This is a genomic window from Nocardia sp. NPDC059154, from assembly GCF_042755705.1.
Taxonomy (GTDB): Bacteria; Actinomycetota; Actinomycetes; order Mycobacteriales; family Mycobacteriaceae; genus Nocardia.
In genome coordinates, this window is the sequence record NZ_JBHZCS010000062.1 from 30,340 (window position 1) to 50,853 (window position 20,514).

The window sequence follows — 20,514 nt, forward strand, 5'->3', positions numbered from 1 at the left end:
GTGCGTAGTCCCCAGGTACCGTGGAGTGCGTGTCCGCTCCCCATCGCCGCCCGGCCCTGATCGTGTTCGTGGTTGTGGCGTTCGCGGCATGCCTGGGGCTGGGCTACTGGCAGTGGACCCGTTTCGAGTCCGGCGGCGGCACCTATCAGAATCTCGGCTACGCGCTGCAATGGCCGTTGTTCGCCGGGTTCGTGGTGTGGGCCTACGTTCGATTCGTGCGCCTGGAGCAGGAAGCCGAGCAGGACGACGCTCCGGTGCCGGAACCGGCCGCCACGTCCATGCCGACCGGCGCCCCCGCCGACCGGCCGCGTCGGCCGAAACCCACGGCGCCGCGCGAAATCCCGGCGGGCCTGCTGCCGGAGCGCCCGAAAGCCGCCCGGGACGAGGATCCCGAGCTCGCCGAATACAACAGGTACCTGGCCGATCTGCACGCCCGCGACATGGACGACAAGGTCCGTGACGCCGGTCTGCACCACACCGAGAGGAGCGCCGGTTGAGCACCCGCGACAACTCCGCACCATCCCCCGTCGCCGGTGACACCACGCTGGCACCCCGCCCACTCGGCGCCGCCGCGCCGGCGAAGATCCGCGGCGCGCTGACCCGCTACCGCGCCCTGGCCTACATCACCGGTGTCTGGCTGCTGGTGCTGTGCGGTGAGATGGTCTACAAGTACCTCATCCTCGACGACAGCAGCACCGCCCCGCACTGGCTGTTCTACATCGGCCAGGTGCACGGCATCTTCTATATGATCTACCTGGTCTTCACCATCGACCTCGGCATCAAGGCCCGCTGGAAGCCCGCCACCACGGCCCTGACCTGCATCGCGGGCACGATTCCGTTCCTGTCCTTCGTCTTCGAGCACTACCGCACCCGCGAGGTCAAGGCTCTCACCGCCTCTCCGGGACTCTAGCGGGAGGCTCGGGAGCCGTTGACTGTCGCGCACCCGTGCCGGCGGTCGGGTGCCGAAACTATCTTGGGCGTACCCGGGGAGTTCCCCCGAACGGCACGAGATCACTTGCCGCCCTCTCGATCGAACTACACGCGAACGGCCGAAAGGGGTTCGGGGACCAGGTCCCCGAACCCTTTTCGCGTCTACGGGAATTCAGTTGCCGGCGAGTGCCGCCAGTGCCGGGAGGAGCTGACGCAGGGCGCGGCCGCGGTGCGAGGCAGCATCCTTCTCGGCCGGGGTGAGCTGGGCGGAGGAGACGTCGCCGCCGTCCGGGAAGAACAGCGGGTCGTAGCCGAAACCGCCGTCGCCCACCGGCTTCCGGCCGATCACACCCGGCCATTCGCCGCGCACGACCTCCTCGACGCCGTCGGCGACCAGGGCGCAGGCGGAGACGAAGTGGGCGCCGCGGCGCTCGTCGGGGACGTCGCCGAGCTGGGCCAGCAGCAGGGTGTTGTTGGCCCCGTCATTGCCGTGGGTACCGGACCAGCGCGCCGACAGCACGCCGGGCATGCCGTTGAGCGCATCCACCTCGAGACCGGAATCGTCTGCGACGCAAGGCAATCCGGTGGCGGCGAAACCGTCACGGGCCTTGGCGACAGCATTGCCCTCGAAGGTGGCGGCGGTCTCGGGAGCCTCGTCGTAGGGCGGCACGTCGTTCAGCCCGACGATCTCGATGCCCGCGATACCGGCCTCATCCAGGATGCGGCGCAGCTCGTTCAGCTTCTTGGCATTGCGGCTGGCGACCAGGACGCGGCGGGTCATCGCTTCTTGGACTCCCCGGGCTCCGGCAACACGCCGGGGTACGGCAGCGCGAGGGCGGCCTTCTGCACCACGAACAGCTGCTCACAGCCCGCCAGCGCGGAGTCGAGCAGCTTGTCGAGGGTGGAGCGCGGGAAGGTGGCGCCCTCGCCGGTGCCCTGGATCTCCACCAGGGTGCCGGTGTCGGTGGCGACCACGTTCATGTCGACCTCGGCGCGCGAATCCTCCTCGTACGGCAGGTCGAGGCGCACCCGGCCGTCGACCACGCCGACGCTCACCGCGGCGATGGCGCAGGAGATCGGTTGCGGGTCGGTCAGTTTCCCGGCCGCGCCCAGGTAGGTGATGGCGTCCGAGAGCGCGACATACGCGCCGGTGATGGCGGCGGTGCGGGTGCCGCCGTCGGCCTGCAGCACATCACAGTCCACCGCGATGGTGTTCTCGCCGATGGTCGACAGGTCGATGCAGGCGCGCAGCGAACGGCCGATCAGCCGCGAGATCTCCTGGGTGCGGCCACCGACCTTGCCCTTCACCGACTCTCGTCCCGAGCGGGTGTGCGTCGCGGCGGGCAGCATGGCGTATTCGGCCGTCAGCCAGCCCAATCCGGACTCGCGCCGCCACGGCGGCACCCCGTCGGTGACGCTCGCGGTGCACATCACCCGCGTCTGCCCGAACTCCACCAGCACGGACCCCGCCGGGTGCGTGGTGAAACCGCGGGTGATCCGTACGTCGCGGAGTTCGTCATCCGCCCTGCCATCGGCTCGTTTCGACACGGCCCTCAGCGTAGTGGCCCACGATCCGCTGTCGCCCGCGCCCCGCTGAATAGCGTCGGCGCGTGCCGAAGATCAGATGTCGAAGACCTCGCCCGGGGAGACCGCGTGCACGGGACCGCTGAAAACCGCCTTGGCTTCGGCGATGACGTCCTCGCGGGAGGTCCACGGGGGAATGTGGGTGAGGAGAAGTTCGCCGACACCGGCCTGGGCGGCGATCAGGCCCGCCTCGTGGCCGGAGAGATGGATGCCCGGCGGGCGGTTGGCCGGGTCGTGGGTCCAGGAGGCCTCGGAGAGCAGAACGTCTGCGCCGCTGGCCAACTCGAAGACCTCGTCACACAGGGCGGTGTCGCCGGTGTAGACGAAGGTACGGCCGGCGGCGGTGGAGATGCGCAGGCCGTAGGACTCCGGCGGGTGGTACATGCGGCGGGCCTCGACGGTGTGGCCGTGGCCGAAGGGCGCCGGAACATCCGCCTGCCAGACCCGCATGTCGATCACGTCGGACCAGTCGTCGGTCTCGCCGCCGATCTCCGCCGAGGCGTTGCCGATTCGCAGCGCGGTGTCCGTGGGGCCGTAGACGACGGCCTTGCCCGTGGGCGGATTGGGGTGGTAGCGGCGCCACACCAGCAGGCCCGGCAAATCCAGGCAGTGGTCGGCGTGCAGGTGGGTCAGGAAGATGTCGACCTCACCCGGATCCAGGTGGCGCTGCAGCGCGCCGAGTACCCCGGGACCGAAATCGATGACGGTCGGTGTCATATCCGGGCCGGTCAGCAGGTAACCCGACGCCGGGGAATCCGGGCCGGACACGCTGCCCGAGCACCCGAGGACGGTGAGGCGCATTCCCCCATGCTGCCACGCTGCATTCTCACTCAAGGAGGGATCCCCCAAATCGCCGACCGCGTCCAGCGTCACCCCCGCGACGCGAGACGGCCGGCGTCAGCCCCACGACGATGACGACGTTCATTCCCAGAGAGTACCCATCCGGCAACCACTCCACCTATCGCCCCGAAAAGATGTCCTTGCCAAGAGATTTCCGGGTTGCCGGGCAGAACGCCCCACAGGATCGAACCGTAGAGCACCGCCACCGCCACTCCGACCGCGATCTGCAACACATTTCGCGAGAACCAGCCCCAGCAGATCAGATATGTGAGCCAGCCGAACACCAGCACCGAGGCGCCGACCGACACACTGTGCGGCGGCGCCGTGAACCACTGGCCCACCCCGGCGATCACCCAGATGATGGCCGTCGCCGTCAGCCCCCGCCCGATCCCGGTCAGCAGGGTGAGCAGCCCGAGCACGATCACCGGCAGCGTGTTCCCGAACAGATGCCCCCAATTGGCATGCAGCACAGGCGCGAACAGAATGCCGGCCAGCCCGTCCTCGCTGCGCGGCTTCACCCCCGCCTGATCCAGCTCGTTGTCCGTGAGGCTGTTGACCCCCTCCACGAGATACAGCAATGCCGTGAATCCCAGGGTCAGCGCAATGGCGCGCTGCCACAGCAACTTCAGAGCACCATTCCCGCCCGACCCAACCGCCGGCTTCGCCAGCTGCCCCCGCAACCGCGCGATCCGATCCGGATCGAACGACGCGCCCATCCCGCTCCCGCCGCTCATAGCAAGACCTCCTAGCCGCCCTGCCCCGAGCCTACCGCCGCACCGAGTCGGACCGCCTCGGGGAAATCCCCGAGGCGCCGCGGCCGAGTCAGGCCCAGAGCTGGCCGTCGAGCTTCTCCTCGGCCTCTTCGAGGGTGCCGTCGTAGGCGCCGGTGGAGAGGTATTTCCAGCCGCCGTCGGCGACGATGAAGGCGATGTCGGCGCGCTTGCCCGCCTGCTGTGCCTTCTTGGCGACGCCGAGGGCGGCGTGCAGGATGGCGCCGGTGGAGATGCCCGCGAAAATGCCCTCTTCGAGGATCAATTCGCGGGTGCGGCGGACGGCGTCGTAGGGGCCGACCGAGAAGCGGGAGGTCAGGACGGACTCGTCGTAGAGCTCGGGGACGAAGCCCTCGTCGAGATTGCGCAGGCCGTAGACCAGTTCGCCGTAGCGCGGCTCGGCGGCGACGATGTCGATGCCGGGGACCTTTTCACGCAGGAAGCGGCCGGTGCCCATGAGCGTGCCGGTGGTGCCCAGACCCGCCACGAAGTGTGTGATCTCGGGCAGGTCGGCGAGGATCTCGGGGCCGGTGGTCTCGTAGTGCGCCAGCGAGTTGGCCGGATTGCCGTACTGGTAGAGCATCACCCAGTCCGGATTCTCCGCGGCGATCTGCTTGGCCAGCGCCACAGCCTGATTGGAGCCGCCCTCGGCCGGGGAGTCGATGATCTCGGCGCCGAACATGGTGAGCAGCTGCCGCCGCTCCACCGAGGTGTTCTCCGGCATCACGCACACCAGGCGATAGCCCTTGAGCTTGGCCGCCATCGCCAGCGAGATACCGGTATTGCCGCTGGTGGGTTCGAGAATCGTGCAGCCGGGCGTGAGCCGCCCGTCGGCCTCGGCCTGCTCGATCATGCGCAGCGCCGGGCGGTCCTTGATGGATCCGGTCGGATTGCGGTCCTCGAGCTTGGCCCACAACCGCACGTGCTCGTCACCGTCCCACTGCGGGGACAGGTTCTTCAAACCCACCAGCGGGGTGTTGCCCAGTGTCGCGATCAGCGACTCGTAGCGCGCCACGATTAGCGCGCGCCGCCGGCGACCGCCGGGAGGATGGTGACGGTGCCGTTCTCGGGCACCTCGGCCTCGAGCCCGCCGCTGAAGCGCACATCCTCGTCGTCGACGTAGATGTTGACGTAGCGGTTGAGCTTGCCGTCCTTGAGCAGCTTCGCCTCCAGGCCCGGGTAGTTGGCCTCCAGGTCGGCGATGAGGGCGGCCAGGGTCGCGCCCTGGGCCTGAACCCGCTTCTCGCCCTTGGTGATCGGGCGCATGATGGTCGGGATGGACACGGTGACCGGCATGAGGGGGACTCCTTGTGTTGTTCCGGCGGGCGGGGTGCGGTGAAAGTCGTTCAGGCGTCGGCGGATTCAGTGCTCGACGCGGCGCTGTCGGGTCGCTCCGTGGTTACGCGAGCTGCCTCCTCCGCGCCCGTCGACAGCGCCGGGTAAGCGGCGACGATCTCGACGGGCTCCTCGGTGACCTCGCCCTCGAGGATCCGATAGCTGCGCAGGTCGTGCCGCTCCGGATCGCGGGTGGAGATCAGCACGTAGTAGGCATTGGGCTCGGACGCGAAGGCGATGTCGGTGCGGCTCGGGTACGCCTCGGTGGCAGTGTGCGAGTGGTAGATGACCACCGGCTCCTCGTCGGCGGCATCCATCTCCCGCCACAGCCGCAGCTGCTCACCCGAGTCGAACTCGTAGAAGGTGGGCGAGCGCGCGGCATTGATCATGGGGATGAACCGCTCGGGCCGATCGGAGCCCTCGGGACCGGCGATGACACCGCACGCCTCGTCGGGGTGGTCGGCGCGCGCGTGCGCGACCATCGCCTCCACGAGGTCGGCCCTGATCACCAGCACAGTCGCATCCTTCCGCTCGACGCCCCCGGCCGAACGGCCGAAACGCTGTCGTCAACAGGTGAGACTAGGCGGCTATTCCCGATGAACCCGGTCACACCCCGGTGCCCCGCACCCGTCACGGCTGCGACCCGAACAGGTCACGGTAGGCGGGAATGCCTGCCACCGAGGTCGCCGACAGGATCGCGTCCACGATCGCGCGCTCCACACAGACCGCCGCGGCCGTGCACAGCTGGTCCAGGATCAGCAGATCAGCGGGGAAGGCCGGGGGCATCGGAAGCGCCGGCGGCTGCTCGGCGGCGCCGGTGGACAGCGCGAACAGGGTGTCGCCGTCCAGCGGCGAATGCGCGGGCCGGACGGCCCGGGCCAGCCCGTCGTGCGCGGTCGCGGCCAGCCGCTTGCAGGCCGCGGGATCCAGCGCCGCGTCGGTCGCGACCACGCCGATGGTGGTGTTGAGCACGGTTCCCTTCACCGCGAGGGCATTCGCGGCCGCCAGCTGTTCGGCGGTGGCCGGGCGCAATCCGAAATGCTCGGGGCCGTCGGTGCCCGCGCCCCACGGCAATCCGGTGCGCGGGTCGAAGACCGAGCCGACCGGATTGGCCACGATCACCGCGCCGACGGTGATGCCCGCCGCCGGGCCGTCGGTGAAACGCACACTGGCCGTGCCGATCCCGCCCTTGAGCGACCCCGCCCGCGCGCCCACGCCCGCACCGACCGACCCGCGATCGAACACCGGGTCCGCGGCCTCCGCCGCCAGGAAACCGAAATCGGCGTCGGGCCGAATGTTCCACGCCCCCACCGGAAGATCGAAGATGACCGCCGCGGGCACGATCGGCACCACGCGAGACGGGTCGGCGGGATCCATCGGGATCCCCTCCCGGTGCTCCTCCAGCCAGCGCATGACGCCGTCGGCCGCGGCCAGCCCGTAGGCGCTGCCGCCGGTGAGCAGGATCGCATTCACCTGCCGCACAGTGTTTCCCGGGTCCAGCAGGTCGGTCTCGCGGGTGCCCGGACCGCCGCCTCGCACGTCCACCGCGGCCACGGCCCCGTCCGGCACCCGCACCACCGTGCAGCCGGTGGCCGCGCCCGACCCGAGGGTGGCGTTCGCGTCCAGCACGTGGTACTGGCCGACCAGGACGCCGTCGACGTCGGTGATCGAATTACGTGGTCCCGCAACACTGTTCACGGCAGTTCCTCCTCGGCCACGTCCGCTGCCCTAGGGCGCGAGCGCCTGGATCAGTGAGTCCTGCATCCAGGTGAGCCAGTGGTAGACCTCGAGGCTCGGCCCGCGCGGATCGTCGTCCGGGAAATGGTCGGGCGTGTCGGTGGTGATGTCCAGGGCCGTGCCGAGGGCCAGCCGCACGTCGTTGAGCGCGGTGAGCCAGGCGTGCGCCTGTTCCTGGCTGATGATGATCTTGCCGCCCTGCGGCGGCAGCGTTTCCAGGATGACCAGCCCGGCGGCCACCTTCGACTCGATGATCTCCGGCTCGTGCAGGCTGCGCAGGGCGCTGTTGAGGCCGGCGCGCTCGGCGTCGGGGGAACCGGGTTCGGGGCGATGGAAGTCCGGCAGCAGCCGGGCCAGCCGCGGATCATCGGGCGGTTCGGTGTTGCCCGTCTGTAGCCCGGTCAGCTCCGCGAGGTCGTCCTCGGGTGCCGAACGGGCCCGATCGGTGAGCAGTCCGGTGACGGCCCCGACCAGCGAACGCAATACCTCCGCCTCGTGGGCGTCCATTTCCGAACGCAGTTTCAGCCCGCCCAGGGAGGTCTTTCTGCTCCACTTCCGCACGGGGTTACCGTAGTCGTCCTGTTCACTCGTCACGTTGCATGGTGGCCCACAGCCCGGCCGCGTGCAGCCGTTGGACGTCGTGCTCCATCTTGTCGCGCGAGCCGGCTGACACCACGGCCTTGCCCTCGTTGTGGACCTTCAGCATCAGCTCGGTTGCCTTGCCTTTGCTGTAGCCGAAGAGCTTCTGGAAGATGTAGGTCACGTAGTGCATGAGGTTGACCGGATCGTCCCATACGACGGTCACCCACGGCCGGTCCTCGGCCTCCAGAATCTCGGAGTATTCAATGGCCTCCGGTGTCGCCTGTGCCGCCGACATAGTCACGTTGACGCCCGCCGGACCGGCGGCGACCCGGACAACGTCCTGATTACACAGACCCATAACAACCAGGGTACGACCTGAGAACTCAGAAACAACAGCCCACGCGACACGCCGTCCCGACGTGGACGCGAGATCGATGCCCGGGCGTGGCGCATGGTCGGTGGGACGGCCGTCGATGTGCTTAGAGTGATCTCGTGATGATCGCTGACGGACTGACCAGTACGGCCTTGCTGACCGACCAGTACGAGCTCACCATGCTGTCGGCAGCGCTGGCCGACGGTTCGGCCCAGCGGCAGTGCACCTTCGAAGTATTCGCTCGCAGGTTGCCGAACGGCCGGCGCTACGGCGTGGTCGCGGGGACCGGGCGGTTGCTGACGGCCCTGAGCGAATTCCGTTTCGGCGAACACGAACTCGCGGTCGCCGAGCGCTTCCTGGACAACCGTACCCTGGAGTGGCTGCGCGACTACCGCTTCCGCGGCGACATCGACGGCTACCGCGAGGGCGAGCTCTACTTCCCCGGCTCCCCGATCGTCACCGTGCGCGGCACCTTCGCCGAATGCGTGCTGCTGGAAACCCTCATCCTGTCCATTTACAACCACGACAGCGCCATCGCCGCCGCGGCCGCCCGCATGGTGAGCGCCGCCGGCGGCCGCCGCATGATCGAAATGGGTTCGCGCCGAACACACGAACTCGCCGCCCCCGCCAGCGCCCGCGCCGCCTACCTGGCCGGTTTCGACGCCACCTCCAATCTGGAGGCGGCCCGCAGCTTCGGTGTCCCCAGCGGCGGCACCAGCGCACACGCCTTCACCCTGCTGCACAGCGGCGCGGACGGCGCGCACGAGGCGGCCGCCTTCCGCAGCCAGGTCGAGGCGCTGGGCGTGGGCACCACGCTGCTCGTCGACACCTTCGACATCACCCGCGGGGTGGCCGCCGCCATCGAGGTGGCCGGACCCGAATTGGGCGGTGTACGCATCGATTCCGGTGATCTGGGTGTGCTGGCCCGGCAGGTGCGCGAGCAGCTCGACGCGCTGGGCGCGGTGCGCACCCGCATCGTGGTGTCCGGTGACCTGGACGAATACGCCATCGCCGCGCTGCGCGCCGAACCGGTGGACGTCTACGGCGTCGGCACCTCACTGGTCACCGGCTCCGGCGCGCCGACCGCGGGCATGGTCTACAAGCTGGTCGAGGTGGAGGGCATCCCGGTGGCGAAGCGCAGCTCCCACAAGGAGTCTCGCGGCGGCACCAAACGCGCGGTCCGGCTGGCGCGGCGCACCGGCACCATCGTCGAGGAAATCGTCTACCCCGCCGCCGCGGCCCGACCCGACCCGGACGGCTTCGACATCCGCGACGTCCAGGTCCCGCTGGTCCGGGATGGCGAGGCGCTGCCCGGCCAGCCCACCCTGGCGCAGAGCCGGGAACTGGTGGCCAAGAGCCTGATCAGCCTTCCCTGGGAGGGCCTGAAACTGTCGGCGGGCGAACCCGCGATTCCGACGACGTTTCTGAGCTGACCCGCCACCACAGCCCCGCCGCGATCACCGCGGCGGGCGCGGCGAACAGGGCCGTGCGCACCAGCGCGCCCAGCAGGTCGTCGGCCTCGAACGCGATCTCGTGCCACGCCAGATTCGCCACCACACTGGCGATCTCGAACGCCACGAAGAACCGCAGGGCCATCAGTGCGGCACTTTTCATCATTTCCCCCGTTACATCTTGCGCCTCGGCCACGATGGAGCGACCGATGCTGCCGTGGACCGGCCGGGCGCCGGGCTGCACAATGCAATACGAGCGGCGCGCCGTCGTGGTTCAGCCGCCGATTCCCGGGAGGTCCGCTCATGAGCCGAGCCCTGATCGTCGTCGACGTCCAGAACGATTTCTGTGAAGGCGGATCGCTGGCCGTCGCGGGCGGCGCGGCCGTGGCCGAGCGCATCACCGAATACCTGGGCGTCTCCGACTACACCGCGATCGTGGCGACCCGCGACTTCCACATCGACCCGGGCACGCACTTCTCCGAGCAGCCCGATTACGTCGACACCTGGCCCCCGCACTGCCGCGTCGGCACCCCCGGCGCCGACTTCCATCCCAGCCTGAACACCGGGCCCATCCAGGAGATCTTCTCCAAAGGCGCGTACACCGCGGCCTATTCGGGCTTCGAGGGCACCGCCACCGACGGCTCGACCACCCTCGCCGACTGGCTGCGCGCCCACGCCATCGACGCCGTCGACGTCTGCGGCATCGCCACCGACCACTGCGTCCGCGCCACCGCCCTGGACGCCCGCGCCGCAGGCTTCGACACCCGGGTCCTCCTCGGCCTCACCGCCGCCGTCTCCCCCGCGACCCTGGCCACCGCCCTGGACAAACTCCGTGCCTCCGGCGTCGAACTGGCCGGAACACTCGAGAACTGACCCACTACCCGGGTGGGTGAGAAGTCCTACCTCTGATCGGCGGAAATCGGTCCTGCTGGGCGGCCCGTAGAGGTTTGCGCGAGGGTTGTCGGGGCGGCGCAGTAATCTGGCCGCCGTGCCTGAACTGCCTCCCGTCCCGAAGCTGTTGGCCACCGCTGTGCAGGCGTTGGGGGGTAAGGAGCGCAAGGGGCAGCAGACGATGTCGGCGGCTGTCGCGCACGCCATCGACACCGGCGAGCACCTGGCGGTGCAGGCGGGGACGGGTACCGGGAAGTCGCTGGCGTATCTGGTGCCGAGTCTGCGGCACGCGGTACGGACCGGGCGGACCGTCGTGGTGTCGACCGCGACCATCGCGTTGCAGCGACAGCTGGTGGACCGGGATCTGCCGCGGCTGGCCGATGCGCTCGCGACGCCGCTGGGGCGGGTGCCGCAGTTCGCGATTCTCAAGGGGCGCAACAACTATCTGTGCCTGAACAAGATCAACAGCGCGATTCCGGAGGAGCCGGAGGCCGAACTCTTCGACGCCTTCGCCATTTCCAAGCTGGGCCGCGAGGTGCAGCGGCTGAACGAGTGGGTCTCCGACACCGAGACCGGCGACCGCGACGAGCTCGCCCCCGGCGTCAGCGATCGGGCCTGGCGGCAGGTGAGCGTGAGTTCCCGGGAATGCCTGGGCAAGTCGCGCTGCCCGTTCGGGCAGGACTGCTTCGCCGAGAAGGCCCGCGCCGAATCCGGGCAGGCCGATGTGGTGGTCACCAACCACGCACTGCTGGCCATCGACGCCATCAGCGGCATCCAGGTACTGCCCGAACACGATGTGGTGGTCGTCGACGAGGCGCACGAGCTGGTGGACCGGGTGACCGCCGTGGCCACCGCCGAACTGTCCACCTCGGCCATCAGCGCCGCGGCCAAGCGGTGCTCGAAACTCATCGACGAGCAGGAGGTGGACCGGCTCGAGGGTGCGGCAGAGGCCTGGCACGAGCTGCTCGACGACCTGCAGCCCGGACGCTGGGACCGGATGCCGGACGGCGCGGCCCCCGTGCTCGCGCTCATCCGCGACGCGGCCTGGAACGCGCGCACCGCCCTGGCACCGCAGGGCGGAAGTTCCGCCACCGGCGACCCGGAATCCGCGGCGGCCCGCAATCAGGCGCTGGCGGCCGTCGAGGAGGTGCACGACGCGGCGGTGCGGGTGCTGACCACCTTCGAGGAGTCCGATCCCGCCGCGCACCGCGATGTCATCTGGCTGGCGTCGGAGGATGTGCGCGGCGTCGCGCGCCGCACGCTGCACATGGCCCCGCTGTCGGTGGGCGGGCTGCTGCGCAGCCGCCTGTTCGGTACGGCCACTGTGGTTCTCACCTCGGCGACGCTGCAGATCGGCGGCTCGTTCGACAATCTGGCAGTGACCTGGGGGCTGCCGCCGCAGTCCTCGGCGACCGTGGACCCGGCGCTGGCCACCGGCACCGAGGCCCCGTCGGACGAGAAGACGCTGCGCTGGAATTCGGTCGACGTGGGCTCGCCCTTCGACCACGCCAAGTCCGGAATCCTTTATGTGGCAAAGCATTTGCCCGCGCCGGGACGGGACGGGCTGCCGCAGTCGTATCTGGACGAGATCGAACGCCTCATCCGCGCGGCGGGCGGGCGCACCCTCGGGCTGTTCTCGTCCATGCGGGCGGCCAAGGCGGCCACCGAAATTCTGCGGGAGCGTCTCGACACCCCCATCCTGTGCCAGGGTGACGACGCCACCGGCGCCCTGGTCCGGAAATTCGCCGAGGACCCGGAAATCTCCCTCTTCGGGACACTTTCACTGTGGCAGGGCGTGGACGTTCCCGGCCCGTCGCTGAGCCTGGTGATCCTGGACCGGATTCCGTTCCCACGCCCGGACGACCCGCTGCTGGTGGCGCGTCAGCGCGCGGTGGAATCGCGCGGTGGCAATGGATTCCTGTCGGTCGCGGCCAATCATGCGGCACTGCTGCTGGCGCAGGGAACGGGCCGTTTGCTGCGCAGTGTGGACGATCGCGGTGTTATCGCAATTCTGGATTCGAGACTGGCGACGGCGCGCTATGGCGGTTATCTCCGAGCATCATTACCACCGTATTGGGAAACATCCGATCCCCAGGTTGTGACAAAAGCTCTCGAAAGACTGACAAATAGTGTCGCGCAAATGAAATGAGCTTGTGAGAACAGTCACAGGGGTGGTTCCTACTTCCGATCAGAAGTAAATTAGCTTTCGGTACTCCGGTGAACCCCCCAATTCCCACATCGGATGTGTCCGTCGTCCCCGCGCCAAGCCCTGCACGCGGCGCGGGGACACCGAAACTTTGTTCCCGGCCTACTTCACCGCGAGGGTGATGAGCGCGGCCACCACGCCCAGCGCGATCGCCCCGGCACCCCAGACCAGACCCTGGCGCTGCCACGGGCGACCGGAATCCAGCGACAGCCGGCCCGGCCCCGCGAAGGCGAAGGCGGCGGCCGCCACGGCGTACACCGCCGGCAGCTCCCACATCGCGAATCCGCCACTCCAGGTGACGTGCACGGCATTGATCATGGTGCCCAGCGCGATGGCGCCGGCCAGCGGCGTCAGCAGGCCCAGCATCAGCAGCAGCCCGCCGGTGAGCTCGCTCAGGCCGGCCAGGGTGGCGAAGAACTTGCCCGGGTCGTAGCCCATGCCCTTGAAACCCTGCGCGGTCGCGTCCAGGCCGTAGCCGTTGAACCAGCCGAACAGCTTCTGGGTGCCGTGCACGGCCAGTCCGCCGCCGAAGCCCAGCCGGGCGACCAGCAGGCCGATATCGGTGCCGCCGAGGCCGTTCGAGGCGGTGGCTCGGGCGGTGGCGTTCACGGTTGCGGTCATGTCGGGGTCCTCGTCTCTCGGGTCTGTACGGCTCGGCAGCGATCCTATCCGGACCGTGGTCCGTTTTGCAGCCTACAGCAGATCCCCAACGAGACCGGGCGCGAGGCTGTTCCGCCTCGCGCCCGGGAAAGGGATGTCAGGGCCGACCCCTGAGAGTCGGCTCTACTTGGCCAGGTACCAGAAGTAGTAGAGGAACACGGCCATCAGCACCCACATGACCGGATGCACCTCGCGCGCACGCTTCTTGGCCACCATGACGATCGGGTAGAACAGCAGGCCCATCGCGATGCCGTTCGCGATCGAGTAGGTCAGCGGCATCATGATGACGGTGATGAACGCCGGGACCGCGTATTCCAGCCTGTTCCACTCGATTTCGCCCAGTGCCCGGGACATGAGCACGCCGACCACGATGAGCGCGGGCGCGGTCACGGCCGACACGTCGGCGAAGGTGGCGAAGATCGGGAAGAAGAACAGGGCGATCAGGAACCAGCCGGCCGTGGTGACCGCGGTGAGGCCGGTGCGGCCACCCGCCGAAACACCCGCGGTGGATTCGACATACGCCGTGGTCGAGGAGGTGCCGATGATCGCGCCCGCGGCGGTGCCGACCGAGTCGGCGGCCAGCGCCTGGCCCGCGCGGTCCAGCTTGCCGTCCTTGGTGAGCAGCCCGGCCTGGTTGGCGACACCGATCAAGGTGCCGGAGGCGTCGAAGAAGTCGACGAAGAGCATGGTCAGCACGACGACCACCATTTTCCCGGTGAAGGCGTCGGGCAGATGGACGATGGCCTGGCCGAAGGTCTGATCCAGCCCGTGCGGCATGGCGGCGACCGAATTCGGCAGCTGCACGAGGCCGGTGACGATGCCGAGCACGGTGGTGCAGAGGATGCCGTAGAGCACCGCGCCGTGCCAGCCGAGCGTCAGGAAGACGACGGTCACGACCAGGCCGAAGAGCGCCAGCAGGGTGGTGCCGTGGTGGAAGTTGCCCAGGTGCACGAGAGTGGCCGGGTCGGAGGTGACGATGCCCGCGCTCTTGAGACCCAGGAACGCCACGAACAGGCCGATGCCCGCGCCGACCGCGAGCTTCATCTGCATGGGGATGGCTTCGATGATCTTCTCGCGCACCTTGGTGACGGCGAGGACGAAGAACACGACACCGGAGATGAGGGTGCCCGAAAGTGCTTGCTGCCACGGGATTCCCATGTGCAGGACGACCGTGTAGGCGAAGAAGGCGTTGAGGCCCATGCCCGGCGCGAGCGCGACCGGATACTTGGCCCACAGGCCCATGACCAGGGTGCCGAAGATGGCGGCGACGGCGGTCGCGGTGAAGACGGCCTGGAACGGCATGCCCTTGTCGCCGAGGTCGCCATGGTCGCCCAGGATCCGCGGGTTGACGGCGAGCACATACGACATGGCGAGGAACGTGATGGTTCCCGCCATGACCTCGCGCTTGAAGGTGGATCCGTGTTCGCTGATGCCGAAGTACGCGTCGACGCGCCCCTTGGTACGCGTGAGGACGTCGGTGGTCATGTGGGGTGTCTCCAGTCGGCGGGAGGGTAGAAGGCTGCCGTGCGCACCGTACTGGTCCGGATGGCACGATCTGTCACTGACACCGCGAATTGTGGGCAATCCCACCTGCCTGAGTGTTGTTTTTCCGGTGCCGTCAGCGCAATTCATCGGCTATTTAAATAACTACCGGCCGGTAATCTAAGAGCCTTGACCCGTATTGCCTGGAACGTTACAAATACGTATTCCGCCGGAGGTGTTCAGGGGAACCGGCCAGGCAGAAGTAGTACGCCAGTGGTAACCGATGTCATCGACGCGGTCGCGGACTTCGCGATCGACCGCCAAGCGATCTGGGATGTCCTGGTCGACCCGCAGACCTACCCCCGGCTATTTCCTGGAATCGGCGCATGCGAACAACTCGACACCGTCGATACGCATCCCACGCTGAATATGCGCGTCGGCGGCAATGGCATCGAAATCCGGGTGCTGCGAGTGCAACTGCACCTCACCCGCACCGGTGAGAGCTTCGAGCTGCACTGCCCCGAACAGGGCAGCTTCGCGACCGTGCGCCTGCGCGGCGACACCCAGCACACCCGGATCTACGTCACCTACTTCAAGGCCGGACTGGTGCATCCGATGACCGCGCAGCTGCCGAACTCGGCGGTGGTGGCCTGGACGCTGGCCGGGCTCCGGCGGGTCGGCGACCTGGTCCAGGGCACGCCGTCCTCGCTCATCGTCAATGGCGAGGATTCGCGGATGCGGCTGCAGGCCGGGGTGGTCAAGCGGATGGTGGCCTCCGGTGTGGTGCGCACCTACCGGCCGGACGTGGGTCTGCGGCAGATCGGCGGACTGGCCAAGTGGGGCTTCAGCCTGGCCGGTGGCTACGCCGCGGGGGCCGCCCACTCGCCCCAGCGGCCGGCCGTCATCGACGACCGGTATTCCAGCACATTCGACCAATTGCACGCGCGCAGTAGCGCTCTGGCGGGAGCCTTCGCCGCGCTGGGGTTCGGGCCCGGCACCGCGATCGGGCTGCTCTGCCGCAATCACACCGGCATGGTCGAGTGCATGGTGGCGGCGGGCAAATCGGGGGCGGACGCGGTGCTGCTCAATACCGGGCTGCCCGCCCGGCAGGTCGAGGAGATCGTGGAGCGGCATCGGCTGTCGGCGCTGTTCGCGGACAGCGAGTTCGAGCATCTGGTGCGGTATCTGCCCACCGAGCTGCCGCGCTTCACCAGCGACGACGCCGCACCGGATCCCGGGCGCACCACCATCGAGGAACTCATCGCCATGCGCCAGGAGCCGCCGCGCAAGCCGCCGCGGCCGGGCCGCCTGGTGGTGCTCACCTCGGGGACCAGCGGAACCCCGAAGGGCGCGCGGCGGCCGCATCCCAAGGGTTTCGGGACGGTGGCGGCGCTGCTGTCGCGAATTCCGTTCGGCACCAACGAGACCATGTTCATTCCGGCCCCGCTGTTCCACACCTGGGGGTTGGGGGCCCTGCAGATCTCCACGGCCGTCCGGGCGACGGTGCTGCTGGGTGACCGCTTCGACGCCGAGGACTGCCTGCGCCGCATCGCCGAGCACAAGGTGACGGCGTTGATCGTGGTGCCGATCATGGTGAACCGGATCCTGGACCTGCCCACCGATGTTCGCGCCCGCTACGACCTGTCCAGCCTGCGCATCGTGGCCAGTTGCGGGGCGCCGCTGGCCGGCGCGACGGTGCTGGCGTTCCTCGACGCCTTCGGCGAGATCCTCTACAACGTGTACGGCTCCACCGAGGTGTCGTGGGCCTCCATCGCCGATCCGGCGGATCTGCGCGTGTCCCCCACCACCGCGGGGCGGCCGCCGCTGGGCACGAAACTCGCGGTGCTGGGCCCGGATCGGCGTCCGGTGCCGGTGGGGGCGACCGGGCGCATCTTCGTCGGCAATCACATGCTGTTCGACGGCTACACCGACGCCACCCCGCCCGACGAGGCCGACGGCATGCTCGACACCGGCGATATCGGCTATCTGGACGCCTCCGGCAAGCTGTTCGTGGCCGGCCGCGACGACGAGATGATCATCTCCGGCGGCGAGAACGTCTTCCCGCGCGCCGTCGAGGAGGCCCTCTCCCATCTGCCGCAGGTGAGCGAGGTCGCCGTGGTGGGCGTCCCGGATCACGAATTCGGCCAGCGCCTGGCCGCTTTCGTGGTCAAACGCCCCGGCTCCGGCCTCGACTCCGACATGGTCCGCAACTACATCCGCCACCGCGTCAGCCGCTTCTCCGTCCCCCGCGACGTCACGTTCCTGGATGCGTTGCCCCGCAACCCCACCGGGAAGATTCTCAAACGGACGCTGATCGCGCCCACCTGATCGTCAGGGGCTGGGCGTGGCGATCAGGCCGAGTTCGGCGGCCGTGGCGAGGAGCGGGTGGTGCGGCAGGATGCGGATCGTGTAGCCGACCGCGCCGGACAGCGGGACCGGCGTCTGGATGGTGAAAATGTCGGCGCCGGAATCGGTTCCGGCGTGGCGCATGGGGAAGGTATGCACGTCGGTCAGGTCGTCGGTGGGTGAGACCCGGCCGAGCACCGCCTGCACACTGACGTCGGCGGGGGTGAGGCCGCCGAGGTCGATGCGGGCGCGCAGGTCCAGGTCCGCGCCGATGACCGGGGTGTCGGGCAGGCCGGAGCTGTCCACCTGCAGGACTTTGACCGTGGGCCAGGCGGATTCGACACGGCGGCGGTACACCGACAGGTCCTGTGCGCCCTTGAAGTCGTTGGCGGACACCGCTTCATAGGCTGCGGCGGCGGGCGCGTAATAGTCGACGGCGTAGTCGCGGACCATGCGGGAGGCCAGCACCTTCGGGCCCAGCGTCCGCAGGGTGTGGCGGACCATTTCCATCCAGCGGGCCGGCAGGTCGTCGTGGTCACGGTCGTAGAAGCGCGGCAGCACAGCGCGTTCCAGCAGGTCGTAGAGGGCCGAGGCCTCGAGGTCGTCGCGGCGGTGCTCGTCGCGGACGCCGTCGGCGGTGGGGATGGACCAGCCGTTCTCGCCGTCGTACATCTCGTCCCACCAGCCGTCGCGGACGGACAGGTTGAGGCCGCCGTTGAGGGCCGACTTCATGCCGGAGGTGCCGCAGGCCTCGAGCGGGCGCAGCGGGTTGTTGAGCCAGACGTCGCAGCCCCAGTACAGGTAGCGGGCCATGGACATGTCGTAGTCCGGCAGGAAGACGATGCGGTGGCGCACGGCCGGATCGTCGGCGAAGCGGACCACCTGCTGGATGAGCGCCTTGCCGCCCTCGTCGGCCGGATGCGATTTGCCGGCGACCACCAGCTGCACCGGATGCTCCGGATCGAGCAGCATGGCGCGCAGGCGTTCCGGGTCACGCAGCATCAGGGTGAGGCGCTTGTAGGTGGGGACGCGCCGGGCGAAGCCGACGGTCAGCACGCCCGGGTCGAAAACCTCGTCGATCCAGCCGAGTTCGGCGCTGGCGGCGCCGCGTTCGAGCCACGAATTGCGCAGCCGGCGGCGCACCTCGTCGACCAGGATGCCGCGCAGGGCATTCCGGGTGGACCACAGTTCACGCAGGTCCACATCGCACAGCCGCTCCCAGCCGCGGGCCTCCTCGACCAGTTCGGCGCCGATGAGTTCGCGGGCCTTGTCGATCCATTCGCGCGCGGCCCAGGTGGGGGCGTGCACGCCATTGGTGACCGAGCCGATCGGGACCTCGCGCGCGTCGAAGCCCGGCCACAGCGGCGCGAACATGGCGCGGCTGACCTCGCCGTGCAGCTTCGACACGCCGTTGGCGCGCTGGGCCAGGCGCAGGCCGAGGTGGGCCATGTTGAACACCGACGGATCGGCCTCGCGCCCCATGGCCAGGATGCGGTCCACGGAAACGCCCGGCAGCACCGGTGATTCCCGTTCGCCGTGCGCGCCGCCGAAGTACCGGCGCACCAGGGAGCCGGCGAAGCGGTCGATGCCCGCGGGGACCGGGGTGTGGGTGGTGAAGACGGTGCCGGCGCGTACCGCGGCCAGCGCGGAGTCGAAATCCATTCCAGCGGCCATGAATTCGCGGATGCGCTCGATGCCGAGGAATCCGGCGTGGCCCTCGTTCATGTGGAAGACGTCGGGATCGGGCAGGCCGTTGGCGCGGGTGTAGGCGCGCACCGCCCGGACGCCGCCGATGCCGGCCAGGATCTCCTGCTTGATGCGGTGGTCCTGATCGCCGCCGTAGAGCCGGTCGGTGACGGCCCGCAGTTCCGGGTCGTTGTCGGCGATATCGGAGTCCAGGAGCAGCAGGGGAATCCGGCCCACCTGGGCGATCCACACCCGGGCCCGCAGCACCCGCCCCTCGGGCATGGCCACATGCACGAGCACCGGCGCACCGCCCTCTGTGAGCAGCCGGAGCGGCAGCCCCATCGGGTCGAGGGCCGGATAGTGCTCGGCCTGCCAGCCGTCGGCGGTCAGCGACTGCCGGAAATAGCCCGAGCGGTACAGCAATCCGACGCCGATGAGCGGCAGGCCCAGATCCGAGGCGGCCTTGAGGTGGTCGCCAGCCAGAATCCCGAGCCCGCCCGAATAGTTGGGCAGCACCTCGGTGACGCCGAACTCCATGGAGAAGTACGCGATCCCCCGCGGCCCGCGCTGCTGCTTCTGGAACCAGCGAGGGCGGTCCAGATAGTCCTGCAGATCGGCCGCCGCGGCATCGACCCGCCGCACGTAGGCCTCGTCCCCGGCCAGCTCGTCGAGCCGGGCCGCGGGCACCTCCCCCAACATCCGAACGGGATCGTGCCCGACCTCGGTCCACAGCCGGGGATCCAGCTCCGCGAACACATCCTGGGTAGGCCCATGCCACGACCAGCGCAAATTGGTCGCCAGCTCGGTCAATGCGGACAACCGCTCCGGCAGATGGGCACGAACGGTGAATCGACGCAATGCCTTCACCCCTGTAGACCCTACCTGGGGATCCGTCTGCCCAGCTCACTACCGGTGCCCCGGCGCGAGCATCCGCTAAGCAACCGATAACGTGTTTCAGCATGAGCGAGCAGCAGATCGAGGCGGTCGAGGGACAGCCCACCCAGGAGCATCACGAGGGCGGGTTCCGGCCGATCCGAGAACTGGGCCGCGACAACACCAAGGGTGGAGCGCACTACGGGGAGTTCATCGACGAGGTGCGCGGGCTGATGGACCGGGTGCGGCTGGCCGACCCGTCCGACGCGCTGGCGCTGGATGTGATCGCCACCTTGAAGGAGCTCAACGACAAGCTCGACGCGGCGGTCGTCGACGAATGGGACGCGCCGGCGTGGCATCGCAACGACCTGCCCGCGCGCGGCAACATCACGCTGCCGCCGTTCGAGGTCGACGCCGCGGGCGAGGACGGGGTGCGCGCCCGCATCACCTTCCGCACCTTCCACCTGGGCGGCAACGGCGCGGCCCACGGCGGCCACATCGCCCTCGGCTTCGACGACCTGCTCGGCATGACGGCGGCCCTGTACACCAGGCAGGCCACCCGCACCGCCTTCCTGCACGTCGACTACCGGTCCATCACGCCGCTGAACACCGAACTGGTGCTGCGCGGCTGGGTGGAGCGGCAGGAGGGCCGCAAGGTGTTCGTCCGCGCCACCCTGCACGACGGCGACCGGCTGTGTGCCGAGGCCCACGGCCTGTTCGTGCTCCTCAAGCCGGGCCAGCAGTAGCCACTCCGGTAAGTTCGAGGGC

General features: G+C 69.0%; 21 protein-coding genes. 7 read left to right on the forward strand and 14 right to left on the reverse strand.

Annotated elements, in window-relative coordinates; translation table 11 throughout:
- The first annotated feature begins 20 nt into the window (after positions 1–20).
- Together ACFXN1_RS38460 and ACFXN1_RS38465 are read left to right on the forward strand one after the other, a co-directional pair.
- Positions 21–497, forward strand: coding sequence for a transcriptional regulator (locus ACFXN1_RS38460; protein WP_379436438.1), 477 nt, complete (start codon positions 21–23; stop codon positions 495–497).
- Positions 498–544: 47 nt separating this feature from the next.
- Positions 545–910 (forward strand): DUF3817 domain-containing protein, encoded by a 366-nt coding sequence (locus tag ACFXN1_RS38465; RefSeq protein WP_379400664.1) that lies wholly within the window; start codon positions 545–547, stop codon positions 908–910.
- A 192-nt stretch (positions 911–1,102) separates the two neighbouring features.
- Here the strand turns inward: ACFXN1_RS38465 and ACFXN1_RS38470 are convergent, their stop codons facing one another.
- The 10 genes from ACFXN1_RS38470 to clpS form a co-directional block, all read right to left on the reverse strand.
- The gene (locus tag ACFXN1_RS38470) at positions 1,103–1,711 is read right to left on the reverse strand and encodes a non-canonical purine NTP pyrophosphatase (RefSeq protein WP_379436436.1); all 609 of its coding nucleotides are present in this window, start codon (positions 1,709–1,711) and stop codon (positions 1,103–1,105) included.
- The gene (rph, locus tag ACFXN1_RS38475) at positions 1,708–2,478 is read right to left on the reverse strand and encodes a ribonuclease PH (RefSeq protein ID WP_354850219.1); all 771 of its coding nucleotides are present in this window, start codon (positions 2,476–2,478) and stop codon (positions 1,708–1,710) included. The genes ACFXN1_RS38470 and rph overlap by 4 nt, the downstream gene beginning before the upstream one ends.
- 72 nt (positions 2,479–2,550) lie before the next feature.
- The gene (locus tag ACFXN1_RS38480) at positions 2,551–3,315 is read right to left on the reverse strand and encodes a cyclic nucleotide-degrading phosphodiesterase (protein ID WP_379436554.1); all 765 of its coding nucleotides are present in this window, start codon (positions 3,313–3,315) and stop codon (positions 2,551–2,553) included.
- A 68-nt stretch (positions 3,316–3,383) separates the two neighbouring features.
- Positions 3,384–4,088, reverse strand: coding sequence for a rhomboid family intramembrane serine protease (locus ACFXN1_RS38485; RefSeq protein ID WP_379436435.1), 705 nt, complete (start codon positions 4,086–4,088; stop codon positions 3,384–3,386).
- An 88-nt stretch (positions 4,089–4,176) separates the two neighbouring features.
- Entirely contained in the window at positions 4,177–5,139 is a 963-nt protein-coding gene (locus tag ACFXN1_RS38490; protein ID WP_379436433.1) for a PLP-dependent cysteine synthase family protein, read from the reverse strand.
- Positions 5,140–5,141: 2 nt separating this feature from the next.
- Positions 5,142–5,420 carry a MoaD/ThiS family protein gene (locus tag ACFXN1_RS38495; RefSeq protein WP_354850207.1) on the reverse strand — a complete coding sequence of 93 codons (279 nt, stop codon included), beginning with the start codon at positions 5,418–5,420 and terminating at the stop codon, positions 5,142–5,144.
- 50 nt (positions 5,421–5,470) lie between these two features.
- The gene (locus ACFXN1_RS38500) at positions 5,471–5,974 is read right to left on the reverse strand and encodes a Mov34/MPN/PAD-1 family protein (RefSeq protein WP_379436432.1); all 504 of its coding nucleotides are present in this window, start codon (positions 5,972–5,974) and stop codon (positions 5,471–5,473) included.
- A gap of 115 nt (positions 5,975–6,089) precedes the next feature.
- The gene (locus ACFXN1_RS38505) at positions 6,090–7,157 is read right to left on the reverse strand and encodes a P1 family peptidase (protein WP_379436431.1); all 1,068 of its coding nucleotides are present in this window, start codon (positions 7,155–7,157) and stop codon (positions 6,090–6,092) included.
- A gap of 30 nt (positions 7,158–7,187) precedes the next feature.
- Positions 7,188–7,757 carry a DUF2017 domain-containing protein gene (locus tag ACFXN1_RS38510; protein WP_379387911.1) on the reverse strand — a complete coding sequence of 190 codons (570 nt, stop codon included), beginning with the start codon at positions 7,755–7,757 and terminating at the stop codon, positions 7,188–7,190.
- Positions 7,758–7,779: 22 nt separating this feature from the next.
- Complete coding sequence (gene clpS, locus ACFXN1_RS38515) at positions 7,780–8,136, reverse strand: ATP-dependent Clp protease adapter ClpS (RefSeq protein WP_379400645.1); 357 nt, start codon at positions 8,134–8,136, stop codon at positions 7,780–7,782.
- Positions 8,137–8,273: 137 nt separating this feature from the next.
- Between clpS and ACFXN1_RS38520 the strand changes: the two genes are divergently transcribed.
- The gene (locus ACFXN1_RS38520) at positions 8,274–9,584 is read left to right on the forward strand and encodes a nicotinate phosphoribosyltransferase (protein WP_379436552.1); all 1,311 of its coding nucleotides are present in this window, start codon (positions 8,274–8,276) and stop codon (positions 9,582–9,584) included.
- On the opposite strand, the gene ACFXN1_RS38525 is transcribed toward ACFXN1_RS38520, so the two are convergent.
- Positions 9,514–9,846 (reverse strand): hypothetical protein, encoded by a 333-nt coding sequence (locus tag ACFXN1_RS38525; protein ID WP_379463834.1) that lies wholly within the window; start codon positions 9,844–9,846, stop codon positions 9,514–9,516. The genes ACFXN1_RS38520 and ACFXN1_RS38525 overlap by 71 nt on opposite strands.
- Before the next feature lie 59 nt (positions 9,847–9,905).
- Between ACFXN1_RS38525 and ACFXN1_RS38530 the strand changes: the two genes are divergently transcribed.
- Together ACFXN1_RS38530 and ACFXN1_RS38535 are read left to right on the forward strand one after the other, a co-directional pair.
- Positions 9,906–10,475: an isochorismatase family protein gene (locus ACFXN1_RS38530; RefSeq protein ID WP_379436428.1), complete on the forward strand. Its 570-nt coding sequence runs from the start codon at positions 9,906–9,908 to the stop codon at positions 10,473–10,475.
- 115 nt (positions 10,476–10,590) lie between these two features.
- Positions 10,591–12,642, forward strand: coding sequence for an ATP-dependent DNA helicase (locus ACFXN1_RS38535; RefSeq protein ID WP_379436426.1), 2,052 nt, complete (start codon positions 10,591–10,593; stop codon positions 12,640–12,642).
- A 159-nt stretch (positions 12,643–12,801) separates the two neighbouring features.
- Here the strand turns inward: ACFXN1_RS38535 and ACFXN1_RS38540 are convergent, their stop codons facing one another.
- Positions 12,802–13,320 carry a DoxX family protein gene (locus tag ACFXN1_RS38540; protein ID WP_379400650.1) on the reverse strand — a complete coding sequence of 173 codons (519 nt, stop codon included), beginning with the start codon at positions 13,318–13,320 and terminating at the stop codon, positions 12,802–12,804.
- Positions 13,321–13,482: 162 nt separating this feature from the next.
- Complete coding sequence (locus ACFXN1_RS38545; protein WP_379400651.1) at positions 13,483–14,844, reverse strand: NCS2 family permease; 1,362 nt, start codon at positions 14,842–14,844, stop codon at positions 13,483–13,485.
- A 270-nt stretch (positions 14,845–15,114) separates the two neighbouring features.
- Between ACFXN1_RS38545 and ACFXN1_RS38550 the strand changes: the two genes are divergently transcribed.
- Positions 15,115–17,169, forward strand: a complete 2,055-nt coding sequence (locus ACFXN1_RS38550) for an AMP-binding protein (RefSeq protein ID WP_379436425.1) — start codon at positions 15,115–15,117, stop codon at positions 17,167–17,169.
- A 3-nt stretch (positions 17,170–17,172) separates the two neighbouring features.
- On the opposite strand, the gene glgP is transcribed toward ACFXN1_RS38550, so the two are convergent.
- Positions 17,173–19,740: an alpha-glucan family phosphorylase gene (gene glgP / locus ACFXN1_RS38555; protein ID WP_379436423.1), complete on the reverse strand. Its 2,568-nt coding sequence runs from the start codon at positions 19,738–19,740 to the stop codon at positions 17,173–17,175.
- A gap of 92 nt (positions 19,741–19,832) precedes the next feature.
- Between glgP and ACFXN1_RS38560 the strand changes: the two genes are divergently transcribed.
- Entirely contained in the window at positions 19,833–20,492 is a 660-nt protein-coding gene (locus ACFXN1_RS38560; RefSeq protein WP_379400654.1) for a PaaI family thioesterase, read from the forward strand.
- The last annotated feature ends 22 nt before the right edge of the window (positions 20,493–20,514 follow it).

Coding starts and splice junctions, on each gene's coding strand:
- clpS (WP_379400645.1), bottom strand. CDS start 8,136: ATGGGTCTGTGTAATCAGGACGTTGTCCGGGTCGCCGCCGGTCCGGCG.
- ACFXN1_RS38540 (WP_379400650.1), bottom strand. CDS start 13,320: ATGACCGCAACCGTGAACGCCACCGCCCGAGCCACCGCCTCGAACGGC.
- ACFXN1_RS38520 (WP_379436552.1), top strand. CDS start 8,274: ATGATCGCTGACGGACTGACCAGTACGGCCTTGCTGACCGACCAGTAC.
- ACFXN1_RS38470 (WP_379436436.1), bottom strand. CDS start 1,711: ATGACCCGCCGCGTCCTGGTCGCCAGCCGCAATGCCAAGAAGCTGAAC.
- ACFXN1_RS38485 (WP_379436435.1), bottom strand. CDS start 4,088: ATGAGCGGCGGGAGCGGGATGGGCGCGTCGTTCGATCCGGATCGGATC.
- ACFXN1_RS38545 (WP_379400651.1), bottom strand. CDS start 14,844: ATGACCACCGACGTCCTCACGCGTACCAAGGGGCGCGTCGACGCGTAC.
- ACFXN1_RS38530 (WP_379436428.1), top strand. CDS start 9,906: ATGAGCCGAGCCCTGATCGTCGTCGACGTCCAGAACGATTTCTGTGAA.
- ACFXN1_RS38495 (WP_354850207.1), bottom strand. CDS start 5,420: ATGCCGGTCACCGTGTCCATCCCGACCATCATGCGCCCGATCACCAAG.
- ACFXN1_RS38560 (WP_379400654.1), top strand. CDS start 19,833: ATGAGCGAGCAGCAGATCGAGGCGGTCGAGGGACAGCCCACCCAGGAG.
- ACFXN1_RS38480 (WP_379436554.1), bottom strand. CDS start 3,315: ATGCGCCTCACCGTCCTCGGGTGCTCGGGCAGCGTGTCCGGCCCGGAT.